We start from the raw sequence: 12693 nt of genomic DNA on the forward strand, positions 1-12693 counted from the left end.
TATGATGAAAAAAAACATATTGACCTTCCTCTTCATTCTTCTTCAAGCTGCCTTGGTCAATTCCCAGAACCAGGCACATCGGATCATACAGGAACGAATGGAGTCCAAGAACATTCCCGGACTGGCATTTTTGATGGCCAAGGACGGAAAAATAATTGACGAAGGCTATTTTGGAAAGGCGGATCTGGAAATGGATGTGGACGTAAGCAAGAACTCTGCCTTTGCCATAGCCTCCATGAGCAAAACCTATACCGCTGCAGCAATTTTATTGATGGCGGAAAAGGGACAATTACGTTTGGACGACCCCGTTAAAAAATATATCCCGGAAGCTCCGGACACTTGGAACCCGATCACCATCAAACATCTTCTCACACATTCATCCGGTTTGGTTGAAGATTGGAGCCTTTACGACTGGAACACATCCAACGAATTGTTTTTGAAGACGCAGACGGACAATGACTTTTTGAAGGTTCATTTTGAAAGTGAACTGAAATTTGAACCTGGAACCGATGTATCCTACGCAAGTGGACACTTTATTTTAGGCATTGTGATCGAAAGGATAACCGGTCAACCTTATAGGAACTATCTTGAAAAGCACATTTTTCGGCCCTTGTCCCTGAATGAAACATTCGTGGACCATCCCTACAAGATCATACCGCACAGGGTTTCCGGCTACTTTGACTATGACCCCGATAAGATAAACAGTCCGGTAACTGGGCTGGGAAATGGAATCTTGATCGCCCCTGTTGCCTATGGCAGAGGTGATGTAGGCATCCGGACAACGGCAAATGACCTGCTGAAATTTTATGATGCCCTTTTTACCGGTGCACTTTTGAATGAGTCTTCAAAACAGTTGATGTTCGACCCTGCCACGCTGGATAACGGGGATTTTATTTCCACTGGTGCCGGATGGATGAATTGGCCTCTTGGGGGCATTGCCATTTCCGAACACAGTGGAGGTTTTAGGACCGGGTTCAGTAGTCAGGCCTTGGTTGTCCCAAAAGATAGGTTTGCGGTGATCATTCTGACCAACTTATTCAGTGGTGCCAGTTTTCCCTTGGCCCAGGAACTGGCTTCTTTATACTATCCCGAATTGGAACAACTGTCAAAAAAATCCTCGGTCAAGGACACCAATACAGCCATGACCCATAATCATCTCGATTTCTTTCAACATATAGGTGCCGATGTCAAAAATGAGGGTGTTCACGGGAATTTTCCATTTTCCTATTATTCCAAAAGTTTAAAAGAATCCATATCACGGACAGCATCCATCACATACTTGGGCGAAAGAAATGTAAAAAACGAAAACGTAAATTTCTTCAATGTGGACATACACACCTTGAGGTATTATCGCTTGAACAGCGAGAAAATACTCTATACAACCGTTTATTTGGACAGGACGGACAAGCTGGTATTCATGGACTATCCCGAAACCAAATGATAGGGTGAATCCAACCAGCCTATGTAGAATTTAGATTTAAATATTGCAATACATGGCAGCGGTATATTGATTTATATTTTTTCCAATCAAGCTAGTAACCCATAACAACATATAAAAACAAGAAACCTGGTATTCAAAGGGGGTGAAAATCATCGTACCTTTCCATAAGTAACTACATTTGAACACAGAAGAATAACTGAAACAACACCTAAAATCAATTCAAAATGACGAACAAGATCAAATTTTTCCTGCCCATTTTTGCCCTTATGGCCCTAATCGGTTGCAAAACGGCCCAACTTGAAAGTCCACACCTCCATAACGGGATGTTCAAAGTGACCATCCTGTACCCAAACGGGGAAGGTTCCACTTTTGACATGGACTATTATGAAACCAAACACATGCCCATGGTGGCCGGTTTTTTGGGAGACAACTTAAAATTCTATGAAATCGATAGGGGCATTTCCGGTAGAACACCCAATGACAAGCCTCCCTATGCGGCCGTGGGCTACTTTTATATCGACAACATTGCGGAATATGGCAAGGCCATCGCCGAAAACCGGGATGCCGTGGTCAATGACTTTAAGAATTACACCAACATCCAGCCCATAGTGCAGATAAGCGAGATCAAGCAAGTGGTGCACACTACGAAAAAGTGATTTTTGGACAGGTCAGACGGTCATCCAAACCGTCCCAAAGTCCCATGGCAATCAGGGTAGTTATGCTCCAAAAAGTACCTTATATTCTGTGAACGTGCGTCATACAGGATCACTATTTTCCTATCTTTAGGGTAAGCTCCCCAAAGAAAAGTCCCCCAATAGCAACCGTAACCGACCAAGGTCCATTCACCTTGTTCCCATAAAAGCAGACTGTATGAAAAAGTACATCATTTTGGCAGTGCTCCTTGTTTTTGCATATAGTTGCAAAGATTCGGACAAGAAGGAGGAAAAAGAACTTGTTTCCTCCAGCATCATGTGCGCTCCCATCACCACGGACAAGGAGTGGTACAAAAGTGAAAAGAAAGCTCCCTTATTTGACGGCCTTGGCGATTGGCGATTCCCCATATCCACCAAAGACACCTTGGTCCAAAGGTATTTTGATCAAGGGCTTGTCTTGGCCTACGGCTTCAACCATGCCGAAGCTGCTCGATCGTTCTACTATGCCACAAAATTGGATACCACCTGTGCCATGGCATTCTGGGGCTATGCCTATGTGTTGGGGCCCAATTACAATGCCGGGATGGAGAGTGACAATTACGAACGTGCCTACGATGCCATCCAAAAAGCCATCGAACTATCCAAAAACAATACCACCGAAAAGGAGATTGCGCTCATTGAAGCCCTTGCCCAAAGGTATGTCAAAGACCCCGTGGACGACAGGTTGCCGTTGGACGTCGCCTATGCCACAGCAATGAAGACAGTACACGACAACTACCCCGAAGATGCCGATGTGGGTACCCTTTATGCAGAATCGATGATGAATCTGCACCCATGGGACCTACAGGACAAGGAGGGAAAAGACAAGGAGTGGACCCCAGAGATCATCTCCCTTTTGGAAAATATCATTGAGGACCACCCTGACCATCCAGGCGCACACCATTTCTACATTCACGCAGTGGAAGCCTCCAGCACACCTGGACGTGCATTGGCCAGTGCACAACTATTCGACCAAGGACTCGTCCCCAACGCAGGGCATCTGGTCCATATGCCATCCCATGTGTATATCAGAACAGGGGACTATCACAAGGGCACATTGGCCAACCTTCAATCCATAAAGGTGGACAGTGCCTATGTGACCGCTTGTAACGCCCAAGGGGCATATCCCCTGGCCTATTACCCTCACAACCAACATTTCATGGCTGCCACGGCCACTTTGGAAGGCAACAGCAAATGGGCCCTGTATGCCGCCGATGCACTCCAAAAAAATGTGAACAGACAATTGATGAGGGAACCTGGCTGGGGCACTGTTCAACATTACTACACCATTCCCTATTATGTGTATGTGAAATTTGGCAAATGGGACCATCTCCTGACCCTAGAAAACGAACTCCCTGACTTGGATTACCCCACCGCTATTCTACATTATGCGAAGGGAATGTCCCACTTGGGCAAGGGTAATACAAAAGCTGCCAAAAATGAACTCCAAGCTTTGGAAAAAATCGCTATGAAGGAAGAACTGAAGGACATCACCATATGGGATATCAACAACGTGTACGAGCTCGTACAGATTGCCCACAAAGTCCTCAAAGCTGAAGTGCTTGCCCAAGAAAACGAACATTCGGAAAGCATTGCCCTTTTGAAGGAAGCCGTTGCCCTTGAAGACGGACTGAACTATAACGAGCCTCCAGACTGGTTTTTCTCCGTGCGGCATAATTTAGGGGCAGTACAATTGGAAGTGGGCCATTATCAAGATGCCATTGAAACCTATAAGCAAGATCTGGACCGTTTGCCCAAGAATGGTTGGGCGCTGAAAGGACTGGGCTTGGCCTATTCAAAACTGGGTGACCTTACCCATCAAAAAGAAACAGAAAACCATTTTAAAGAGGCATGGATGACCGCGGACATCGAGTTGACCTCTTCCGTCATAAGATAAATCGTAGCCGACAAAATCGTATCTTCATGCTCCGATCCTCGGCCCAATCTTGCCCAGGACTGTGGAAAAATTCTTAAAAATGAACTGGATACTATTGACCATTGCCGGATTGTTTGAAGTTGCCTTTGCCTTCTGTTTGGGCAAAGCAAAAGAAACCTCAGGGAATGAAATGTACTTGTGGTATGTCGGGTTCCTGGTGACCCTCTGCCTGAGTATGGCACTATTGATCAAAGCGACCCAGACCCTTCCCATTGGCACCGCCTATGCCGTATGGACAGGAATCGGGGCTGTGGGTACGGTACTCGTGGGAATTTTGGTGTTCAAGGAACCGACCACTTTTTTAAGACTCTTTTTTTTGACTACCTTGATTGCATCAATAGTGGGCCTAAAAGTAGTGTCCCATTAAATCGATAACTTTTGCCCTATGACAAATCCGGAAATCCAAGCCTACAATGATGGACAAGAAACCATGGACAAGGAAATCTGCAATGTCCTTGCCATCACCATCGACAGCGGATTGCCCGAATCCGAGAGCAAAATATGGCACGGACACCCCGTCTGGTTCTTGGATGAAAATCCTATAGTGGGCTACAGCAAACAGAAAAAAGGCCTCCGGCTCATGTTTTGGAGCGGCGCCAGTTTTGAAGAGAAAAATCTGGATGTGAGAGGTGAAAAATTCAAGGATGCTTCCATTTTTTATACCTCGGTGGAAGAGGTCAATAGAGAAGACATTGCCCGTTGGCTGGAAAAATCAAAAGAGACCCAATGGGACTACAAGAACATCGTGAAAAGAAAGGGACAACTGGAAAGATTGAAATAAGGTGCCAAATATCTTAATGAGAAAATGAAGACAACACCCGAGCACGACGACCGTATGGCAAAAATGACATTTTCCTCGGTCTATCCCCACTATGTCACCAAAGTGGAGAACAAAAACCGAACAAAAGAAGAACTGCACCAAGTAATCGATTGGTTGACCGGTTTTGATGACCATAAGCTCCAAGAACTCATCGACCGTAAAGCAACTTTTGAAACATTCTTCCAAGAAGCAACACTGAACCCGAATGCCCACCTCATCACTGGAACCATCTGCGGCTATAGGGTAGAGGAAATCGAAAACCCATTGACCCAACAAGTGAGGTATTTGGACAAGCTGGTGGACGAACTGGCCAAGGGCCGCAAAATGGAAAAAATCCTTCGAAGTGCGTAGATCACTTTCACGTCAACCATCTTAACAGGGCTTGCCCAACAGCTTCATCCTTTCGTAAATTTTGTCGATCTTTAGCGGATTGTTTGCAAAAACCCCATATGACGAATGGATAGAAGGAAAGCACAGGCCAAAATATTGCGGGCCTTTCGAAAAGTGCACAGAACCACGGGCGCACTGTTGTTTGTTTTTTTCTTTTTCATTTCCGTATCGGGCCTCATTTTGGGGTGGAAGAAAAATTCCAATGGAAAACTGCTCCCCAAAACGCAACAGGGCACTTCGTCCAACCTAAAGAAATGGCTTCCCGTGGACAGCCTCCATACCATTGCCATAGGTGCCCTGCACAAGAACGTATCCCCTGACCTATCTACGGAACTGGACCGAATCGACATCCGGAAAGATAAAGGTTCCGTCAAATTTGTTTTTGTGGACCATTATGCGGAAATCCAATTGGATGGTGCCACAGGAAAGGTGCTTTCCATTGGGCAAAGACGATCGGATTTTTTGGAAAAAGTGCACGATGGCTCCATCCTTGACAGATATCTCGGAACGGACGGAATCATAAAACTTGTCTACACCAGCGTGATGGGCATTTCGTTGCTGCTTTTCACCGTCACAGGTTTTTGGCTGTGGTATGGGCCAAAACGAATGAGAAAAACGGCAAAAAGAAACGTACAGGCCCTAAGCTGACCTGTATGGAACCATAAAAAACACGAACCAAAATTTACTGTTATGACCAAAGGAAGAATGGAAGCGTTCAGCGATGGTGTCCTTGCCATCATCATTACCATCATGGTATTGGAAATCAAAGTGCCCCATGAGGGGGAAGGTTTTGAGGCACTGGTCCCTTTGTTGCCCGTTTTTTTGAGCTATGTGCTCAGTTTCATATATCTGGGCATCTATTGGAACAACCACCATCATATGATGCATACGGTAAAAAAGATTTCTGGAAAGATGCTCTGGGCCAACCTTCACCTGCTCTTTTGGCTTTCCTTGATCCCCTTTGTGACCGGCTGGATGGGAGAAAACCATTTTGCCCAAGAACCGATGGCGCTGTACGGGCTGATCTTGCTGATGGCGGCCGTCTCCTATTTCATCCTCCAGAACATCATCATAAAATCACAGGGGCATGATTCCATTTTGAAACATGCCGTAGGGAAGGACATCAAGGGAAAAATCTCCCCTGTACTGTACATCATTGGAATAGCACTGGCTTGGGTAAGTCCTTGGGCCTCTGGGCTGATGTATGTGCTAGTGGCCCTGATGTGGCTCATTCCCGACAAAAGAATTGAGCAAACCTTGGAGCATTGATGATCTTCCGTCTATCCCTTCACCTTCTTTGAGGGAATGGTTCCATACTTGTCAATGAGATAGACCAGACTGGCCATGGTAGCGGCACCAAGCTCCAATTCGCGCTTGTTCACGTGCTCAAACGTATCGTTTTCGGCATGGTGATGGTCAAAATAACGCTGCGTGTCCGGTCTAAGGCCCACCAAGACCATGTTATCGTCTTTCAGGGGGCCAATATCCGCTCCCCCACCTCCTTTATCGAATATGTGGATCAAATAAGGTTCAAAAAGTTCTTTCCATCCTTGGATCTGTTTTAGATTTTCCTCGGATGCATCTATGGTGAAGCCCCTTGGCGTGAAACCTCCCGAGTCGCTTTCCAGGGCAAATACATGGTTTTCTCCCTTGCCACGGGCCACTTCCGCATATTTGTTGCCACCCCGCAACCCATTTTCCTCATTCATGAACAGCACCACCCTCAAGGTTCTTTTGGGCCTATACCCTGTTTCTTTCAACAGCCTGAGCACATCCATGCTCTGCACGCAGCCGGCCCCATCATCATGCGAACCATCGCCCAGGTCCCAAGAGTCCAAATGGCCTCCCACGACCATGATCTCATTGGGATGGGTGCTTCCCTTGATCTCCCCGATCACATTATAGGATTGCACATCATCAAACTGCTTGCAGTTCTGTCTGAAATAAAATTTGATGTTCGGGTTGAGCTTGAGCGTGCCACTCAACAGTTCCGCCCCTTTGGTACTGATGGCCGCAGCCGGTATCCTTTGGTTCACTGGGGTGTCCCCGTAAGACATGGAACCTGTATGCGGGTAATCGTCCAACCGAAGGTTCATGGACCGGACAATGACACCCACCGCTCCAAATTTTGCTGCTTCGGCAGCACCTGAATAACGCTGGTCCACACAACCGGAATAGGATGCGAACGTATTGATCAAAGTAGGGTCCATCGGGCGGTTATAAAAAACAATCTTGCCGGCTATTTTTTCTTTTCCCAATTTTTCCAAATCCTCTATGCCATCGACCTCTACGACACTCGCTTTCAATCCACCGTCTGGGGTGGCCACGGACCCGCCCAACGCACATATGGGTACATTGGTGGTCAGTCCAGGTTTGGTCTCAAAATAGGCAAATTCCGGGGTCCCCCTCATCCATTTGGGTACCATTACAGGCTGGAGCCATACGCGGTCCAAACCGAGCAAGTCCAGTTGCGCCTTGGTATATTCCACAGCTTGTTGTGCCTGTACCGATCCGGAGATCCTTCCCCCTATCTGATTGGACAAATGGTCGAGCCAGTCATAGGCCTTTCCGTCGGTCAATGCCTTGTCATAGATTGCCTTGATCTGTTTTTCGTCTTCAGTCTGTGAAAAAAAAGGGGTACTTGCCAACAAAAGGGCCAAAAGTAGAATGGTTCTCATTTGGTTTCTTTTTCCAATTCTTGCTTAAAGGTTTCTAAATTAGCCTTTATTTCGTCGTCGAGCTCGGGTTCCTCTATATCTTTGTACTTTTTTAACGCTTCCAGCATGATGGATGCCACGATTACCCGCGCGGCTTCTTTGTTGTCCGCCGGGATGATGAACCAAGGGGCATGTTCCTTAGAGGTTTTGGAAAGTGCTTCCTCATAGCATTTTTGATAGACATCCCACAGCTTGCGTTCCTTAAGGTCACCGGGGGAAAATTTCCAGTTCTTTTGTTTCAATTCGATTCTACGCAGCAATCGCTGGCGTTGCTCTTCTTTGGAAAGGTGCAGGAAAAACTTGAAAATGATGGTCCCATTTTTGGCCACGTGTTCTTCAAAGGCATTGATTTCTTGATACCTTTTTTCCCAAAAGGCCTCATCAATGTCCGAAACAGAGTCAATATTCGGTAGGTTTTCGTTCAAAACATATTCTGGGTGTACTTTGGTGACCAATACATTCTCATAATGGGTCCTATTGAATACGGCGAATTTTCCCCGCTCGGGAAGGGCAATATAATGCCGCCAGAGATAATCGTGTTTCAGTTCAAGGGAAGTGGGTACTTTAAAACTATGCACCACCACGCCCCGCACATTGAAGTCTTTGAAAACCTCCCTGATCAGGCTGTCCTTGCCGGCCGTATCCATACCCTGCAGGCAGACCAGCACCCCATATTTGCCATGGGCATAGAGAGTGTCCTGGAAATCGCCCAGGTCTTTTCGGATATCTTCCAATTCCTTTTTGAGCTTCTTTTCCGATGCCCCAAAGTCTTCATAAGTGTCCTCTTTGGCGAGTTGGATATCTGATTTGACAAGGTATTTTTCTGTTCTGATTTTTTCCATAGGAATGAATATAGTCTTTTTTCCCCACTCCCTCAATTTCCTAAAAAGCGTCTTTCACCGATAGTTTTTGCCATTGGTAGTTTTTGGTCTCTTTTTATCGATTTTATTCTTCGTCCAAACACCCTTATCTTAACTTAGTGAACATCAAAAGCGCAACGTCCCAAATCCATCGCGTTATGAAAACCAAACAGACTATCTTGTTGATTACCTTTGCATTGGTCCTTACGGTCCTGTTGCTAACGTCTTCCTTCTCTGCCCCAAATGCCTGTGCCTATGCCAATTCCAATCTGGAATATATCAAGAGCAAAATACAGGCGGCCGTTACTGCAAATGACCTTAAAATGGCCAAGTACCATGCCTATAAAGCACTGAACGGCATAGAAAAAACCAAAGGAAACTTTGTGGACTGTGGCTGTGAGGGCACCATTGAAAGTTTGGAAAAAACCCTGTCCCTGCTCAAGACGGCAACGAAATCCGAATTTTTGGAAGACTCCAAACAGGCCTTGCATAGGGCATTGGAGAACACCATGATTGGCCTGAAGGTCCTAAAGGCCTTTGAACATGAATCGTCCAGTCCGTATGGCAATGATTTTTTGACCATGAACACCAAAGAGTTCCTTGATGGACCAAAATGGTTGTCACCTCCCCACAGCGGCACCATAAAGGAACAGGTCCACGAGTGTCTTCTGGAGTTTGAAATGTCTCTGGGGAAAGTGGTGAGCGATGTGGATTGTGCTGAAGCGAGGAGGTTTGTGACGAATATCCATGAGGAAGCTCGGCTGATATTGCTCAACACCAAGCTTTCCGAATATAAAAAACAGTACCACCAACGGGTGAAAGTACTCTCTCAGGCCGCTCTTCAAAAACTGGGTGATTGTAAATAAGGGATTATTTACTGGCGAACAGCTTCACGTCCTCTTCGGACACTTCCTTTCCACCGAGGATGATCAACCGTTCCACCACATTGCGCAACTCGCGAACATTCCCTGTCCAATCATAGCTTTTGAGCAGTTCCAAGGCTTTTTTGGAAAAATTCTTTTGGGCTGTTCCCTGTTCTGAGGCTATTTTCTCTGCAAAATAGTCGATCAATAGTGGAATATCTTCCCTTCTATCGTTCAAGGACGGCACTTTGATCAATATCACCGCCAATCGGTGGTAGAGGTCTTCCCTGAACCTGCCTTCCTCGATTTCCTTTTTCAGATCTTTGTTGGTGGCCGCAAGCACACGCACATCCACCTTGATGTCCTTGTCCGACCCGACCCGGGAAATTTTGTTCTCTTGCAGGGCGCGCAATACTTTGGCCTGTGCGGAAAGGCTCATGTCCCCTATCTCATCCAAGAAAATAGTGCCTTTATTGGCAGTTTCAAACTTACCTGCCCTGTCCTTTACCGCAGAGGTAAACGCTCCTTTGACGTGACCAAAAAGCTCACTTTCAATCAATTCCGAAGGGATGGCCGCACAATTTACTTCAATGAACGGTGCGGACGACCGTTGGCTCTTTTGGTGCAGCCAATGGGCCACCAACTCTTTGCCGGTTCCATTGGATCCTGTGATCAATACCCTGGCATCGGTCGGGGCCACTTTTTCTATCATGTCTTTGATAATGCCAATTTCCTTGCTCTCGCCCACCATTTCATAGTTCTTGGAGACCTTCTTTTTCAGGATGGTGTTCTCCACGACCAATTCCTTTCGGTCCAAGGCATTGCGAACAGTGGTGAGCAATCGGTTCAAATCTGGGGGTTTGGAAATATAGTCAAAGGCGCCCATCCGCATGGTGTTGACCGCCGTATCAAGGTCGCCGTGCCCCGAGATCATGATGAAGGGAACTTCTGGCTTTATCTTTTTGGCGGCCTCCAAAACTTCCACCCCATCCATTTTTGGCATTTTGATGTCGCAGAGGACCAAATCGAAGTCTTCCTTTTTGATGATCTCTATCCCGGACAGCCCATCTTCGGCCTCATGGACTTCATAGTCATCATTTTCTTCGGCCAATATCTTGACCAATACCCTTCTGATTGCCGACTCGTCTTCTATCACCAAAATCCTTGACATACTTTTCCTTTTTTAAAAAATTCCAATCTTGAACCCTGTCCGAATATAAAAATTTGAATCGTCATTGAACACAAATACCTCGCCACGTTCCCTGTTTCTCAACTTTCCTTCTTGAAACAGGGTACTCCCTGCAAGGGCAAAAAAAGAAATGTTCTCCGTAAGATTGTACTGATAGCCAATGGTTCCCACCAAAGAGTTGAAAGAAATCCTTGATGCCACCAGTCCATTGTCCAAAACGATGTTTCGCTGTAGGTTCATAAAATAGCCATCCAAGAACAGTGCCAATTCCAAACTGTGCTTTTCATTGATATGGTATTTTACATTGGATTTGGGAACGCCCATCACATAGGACCAGTCTGGATGGAACCGCCTGTAGTAGTGGATCAGGGGCAAGGGAACGGGTATTCCCGTTGTGCTGTTATAGGTAAGCCCCAATACAATTCGAAAAGGTTTATCGGCCTTGGGTTTCTCCTTCCAAAATGCTGCGGAAGCATTCATGAAAAGATCGTCCCTGACCACTCCATCCAATAAATTGGAGGCCACTCTTGGGGTCAAGATACCGACCAGGTTCCAATTCTCGTTCCATTTTTTGACAAGGCCCACATTAAAATCAATGATATGGAACCGGATCATTTCTTTTTTATCAAAAGGAAGGTCGGCCGAGTAGCCCATATCAAAACGGTTATACTCGCCCCCAATGACCAGATACTCCTTCTTCTCGTTCAGCTTGATGGGAAAATTGATCAAGGCTTTGTAACGCTGTGTCTTTACCCCTGTATCGTTTACGGGAATATTGAGGTATTCCAATCTGAAGATATCCGTATTCTGTGCCCTGGCCTGATGTCCAAGAACTATTGCAAGGAAGACCACCAGCCCCCCGGTCACAATCTGGTGCTTTGTATGTTTTATGTCTCTGACGTTTTTTGCTGTATGATATGTACGTCCCTTTGTGGGAATGGGATGCTGATGTTGTTCTCTTTAAACTTGGTATTGATCTTGTAGCGCATCTCACTTTTTATCCGCGGGTCCCTGAAACTATCGTTGGTGAAAAAATGGATGGAAAACAGGAGGGCAGAATCCCCAAAGTCGTCAAACAGGACGAATGGTTTTGGGTTTTTGAGTATCTGTTTCTGTTCCGTGGCCACCTGTTCCAAAAGTTTGGTCACGAGGGCCACGTCACTTCCATAGGCCACGCCAACACTCACCTTTTCCCGTGTGGTCCTGTGGTTCTGCGTATAGTTATAGACAATGTCACTGATGAACTTGTGGTTGGGCAAAATGAGGACTTTATCGTCCCGTGTGATGGCCCTGGTGGTCCGTAACTTGATCTCGAACACCTTTCCTACCTTGCCATCCACCTCCACAATGTCCCCTACCTGCAACGATTTGTCTATGATGATGAAAATGCCCCCGAGAATATCCTTGAACAATTCCTGCAGTGCCAGTCCCAACCCCACAAAGAGTGCTGCGGATGCCGTAATCACCAAGGTAATGTCCACCCCCGCCACGCCAAGGGTCACAAAAACTGCCACCAGATAGACCACATAGTTGATGAACTTGAAGATGCTGGTGAACTTCTGTTTGTCCTCCTGCTCCATTTTTCGGGTGATCAAGTGCCGGAGCCATTTCATCAAAAATTTGGCCACTATGATGGCCAACGTCAAGAGTAGCAGCAATCCTATCGTCAGGTTGATGGATTTTTCGCCCTCACCCAGATGGATACCATAGTTGAGGAACTCCTTGATGGTCCCCCAAATATCCTCTTCGAGGATTTCCTTTATTTCTTCTGCTCCGTCTTGCATG

The 12693-nt window shown here is 46.2% G+C and carries 14 protein-coding genes; 9 read left to right on the forward strand and 5 right to left on the reverse strand.

What is annotated here, in order from left to right:
* The first annotated feature begins 4 nt into the window (after positions 1 to 4).
* From SD450_RS11285 to SD450_RS11320, 8 genes are all read left to right on the forward strand, one after another.
* Positions 5 to 1441 (forward strand): serine hydrolase domain-containing protein, encoded by a 1437-nt coding sequence (locus SD450_RS11285; protein WP_318344553.1) that lies wholly within the window; start codon positions 5 to 7, stop codon positions 1439 to 1441.
* Between the two features lie 224 nt (positions 1442 to 1665).
* The gene (locus SD450_RS11290; protein WP_318344554.1) at positions 1666 to 2097 is read left to right on the forward strand and encodes an EthD family reductase; all 432 of its coding nucleotides are present in this window, start codon (positions 1666 to 1668) and stop codon (positions 2095 to 2097) included.
* A gap of 214 nt (positions 2098 to 2311) precedes the next feature.
* A complete protein-coding gene (locus SD450_RS11295; protein ID WP_318344555.1) occupies positions 2312 to 4030 on the forward strand; it encodes a tetratricopeptide repeat protein in 1719 nt (572 codons plus the stop codon).
* 79 nt (positions 4031 to 4109) lie between these two features.
* Positions 4110 to 4436 (forward strand): DMT family transporter, encoded by a 327-nt coding sequence (locus SD450_RS11300; protein ID WP_318344556.1) that lies wholly within the window; start codon positions 4110 to 4112, stop codon positions 4434 to 4436.
* Positions 4437 to 4454: 18 nt separating this feature from the next.
* Positions 4455 to 4850, forward strand: a complete 396-nt coding sequence (locus tag SD450_RS11305) for a DUF1801 domain-containing protein (RefSeq protein ID WP_318344557.1) — start codon at positions 4455 to 4457, stop codon at positions 4848 to 4850.
* 24 nt (positions 4851 to 4874) lie between these two features.
* On the forward strand, positions 4875 to 5240 hold the full coding sequence (locus SD450_RS11310; RefSeq protein WP_318344558.1) for a DUF2200 domain-containing protein: 366 nt from the start codon (positions 4875 to 4877) through the stop codon (positions 5238 to 5240).
* Between the two features lie 105 nt (positions 5241 to 5345).
* Positions 5346 to 5927, forward strand: a complete 582-nt coding sequence (locus SD450_RS11315; RefSeq protein ID WP_318344559.1) for a PepSY domain-containing protein — start codon at positions 5346 to 5348, stop codon at positions 5925 to 5927.
* Between the two features lie 42 nt (positions 5928 to 5969).
* Complete coding sequence (locus tag SD450_RS11320; RefSeq protein ID WP_318344560.1) at positions 5970 to 6548, forward strand: TMEM175 family protein; 579 nt, start codon at positions 5970 to 5972, stop codon at positions 6546 to 6548.
* An 11-nt stretch (positions 6549 to 6559) separates the two neighbouring features.
* Here SD450_RS11320 and SD450_RS11325 read toward each other — a convergent pair whose 3' ends face one another.
* Together SD450_RS11325 and SD450_RS11330 are read right to left on the reverse strand one after the other, a co-directional pair.
* Positions 6560 to 7957 carry a M20/M25/M40 family metallo-hydrolase gene (locus SD450_RS11325; protein ID WP_318344561.1) on the reverse strand — a complete coding sequence of 466 codons (1398 nt, stop codon included), beginning with the start codon at positions 7955 to 7957 and terminating at the stop codon, positions 6560 to 6562.
* The gene (locus SD450_RS11330) at positions 7954 to 8838 is read right to left on the reverse strand and encodes a PPK2 family polyphosphate kinase (protein WP_318344562.1); all 885 of its coding nucleotides are present in this window, start codon (positions 8836 to 8838) and stop codon (positions 7954 to 7956) included. The genes SD450_RS11325 and SD450_RS11330 overlap by 4 nt, the downstream gene beginning before the upstream one ends.
* A gap of 176 nt (positions 8839 to 9014) precedes the next feature.
* Here SD450_RS11330 and SD450_RS11335 point away from each other — a divergent pair, with 176 nt between their 5' ends.
* Positions 9015 to 9722, forward strand: coding sequence for a hypothetical protein (locus SD450_RS11335; protein ID WP_318344563.1), 708 nt, complete (start codon positions 9015 to 9017; stop codon positions 9720 to 9722).
* Between the two features lie 4 nt (positions 9723 to 9726).
* Here SD450_RS11335 and SD450_RS11340 read toward each other — a convergent pair whose 3' ends face one another.
* The 3 genes from SD450_RS11340 to SD450_RS11350 are packed head-to-tail and all read right to left on the reverse strand — an operon-like array spanning position 9727 to position 12692.
* Positions 9727 to 10890, reverse strand: coding sequence for a sigma-54-dependent transcriptional regulator (locus tag SD450_RS11340; protein ID WP_318344564.1), 1164 nt, complete (start codon positions 10888 to 10890; stop codon positions 9727 to 9729).
* A gap of 12 nt (positions 10891 to 10902) precedes the next feature.
* A complete protein-coding gene (locus SD450_RS11345; RefSeq protein ID WP_318344565.1) occupies positions 10903 to 11775 on the reverse strand; it encodes a DUF6268 family outer membrane beta-barrel protein in 873 nt (290 codons plus the stop codon).
* 20 nt (positions 11776 to 11795) lie between these two features.
* Positions 11796 to 12692, reverse strand: coding sequence for a mechanosensitive ion channel family protein (locus tag SD450_RS11350; protein ID WP_318344566.1), 897 nt, complete (start codon positions 12690 to 12692; stop codon positions 11796 to 11798).
* Position 12693 lies beyond the last annotated feature (1 nt).

This window comes from Flagellimonas baculiformis (assembly GCF_033441575.1).
In the GTDB taxonomy this organism is placed as follows: Bacteria; Bacteroidota; Bacteroidia; order Flavobacteriales; family Flavobacteriaceae; genus Flagellimonas; species Flagellimonas baculiformis.

What these genes read in the sequence shown, in the direction of transcription:
- SD450_RS11305 (WP_318344557.1), top strand. Translation starts at nt 4,455, where the DNA reads ATGACAAATCCGGAAATCCAAGCCTACAATGATGGACAAGAAACCATG.
- SD450_RS11300 (WP_318344556.1), top strand. Translation starts at nt 4,110, where the DNA reads ATGAACTGGATACTATTGACCATTGCCGGATTGTTTGAAGTTGCCTTT.
- SD450_RS11335 (WP_318344563.1), top strand. Translation starts at nt 9,015, where the DNA reads ATGAAAACCAAACAGACTATCTTGTTGATTACCTTTGCATTGGTCCTT.
- SD450_RS11330 (WP_318344562.1), bottom strand. Translation starts at nt 8,838, where the DNA reads ATGGAAAAAATCAGAACAGAAAAATACCTTGTCAAATCAGATATCCAA.
- SD450_RS11325 (WP_318344561.1), bottom strand. Translation starts at nt 7,957, where the DNA reads ATGAGAACCATTCTACTTTTGGCCCTTTTGTTGGCAAGTACCCCTTTT.
- SD450_RS11315 (WP_318344559.1), top strand. Translation starts at nt 5,346, where the DNA reads ATGGATAGAAGGAAAGCACAGGCCAAAATATTGCGGGCCTTTCGAAAA.
- SD450_RS11290 (WP_318344554.1), top strand. Translation starts at nt 1,666, where the DNA reads ATGACGAACAAGATCAAATTTTTCCTGCCCATTTTTGCCCTTATGGCC.
- SD450_RS11285 (WP_318344553.1), top strand. Translation starts at nt 5, where the DNA reads ATGAAAAAAAACATATTGACCTTCCTCTTCATTCTTCTTCAAGCTGCC.
- SD450_RS11295 (WP_318344555.1), top strand. Translation starts at nt 2,312, where the DNA reads ATGAAAAAGTACATCATTTTGGCAGTGCTCCTTGTTTTTGCATATAGT.
- SD450_RS11350 (WP_318344566.1), bottom strand. Translation starts at nt 12,692, where the DNA reads ATGCAAGACGGAGCAGAAGAAATAAAGGAAATCCTCGAAGAGGATATT.
- SD450_RS11320 (WP_318344560.1), top strand. Translation starts at nt 5,970, where the DNA reads ATGACCAAAGGAAGAATGGAAGCGTTCAGCGATGGTGTCCTTGCCATC.
- SD450_RS11340 (WP_318344564.1), bottom strand. Translation starts at nt 10,890, where the DNA reads ATGTCAAGGATTTTGGTGATAGAAGACGAGTCGGCAATCAGAAGGGTA.
- SD450_RS11310 (WP_318344558.1), top strand. Translation starts at nt 4,875, where the DNA reads ATGAAGACAACACCCGAGCACGACGACCGTATGGCAAAAATGACATTT.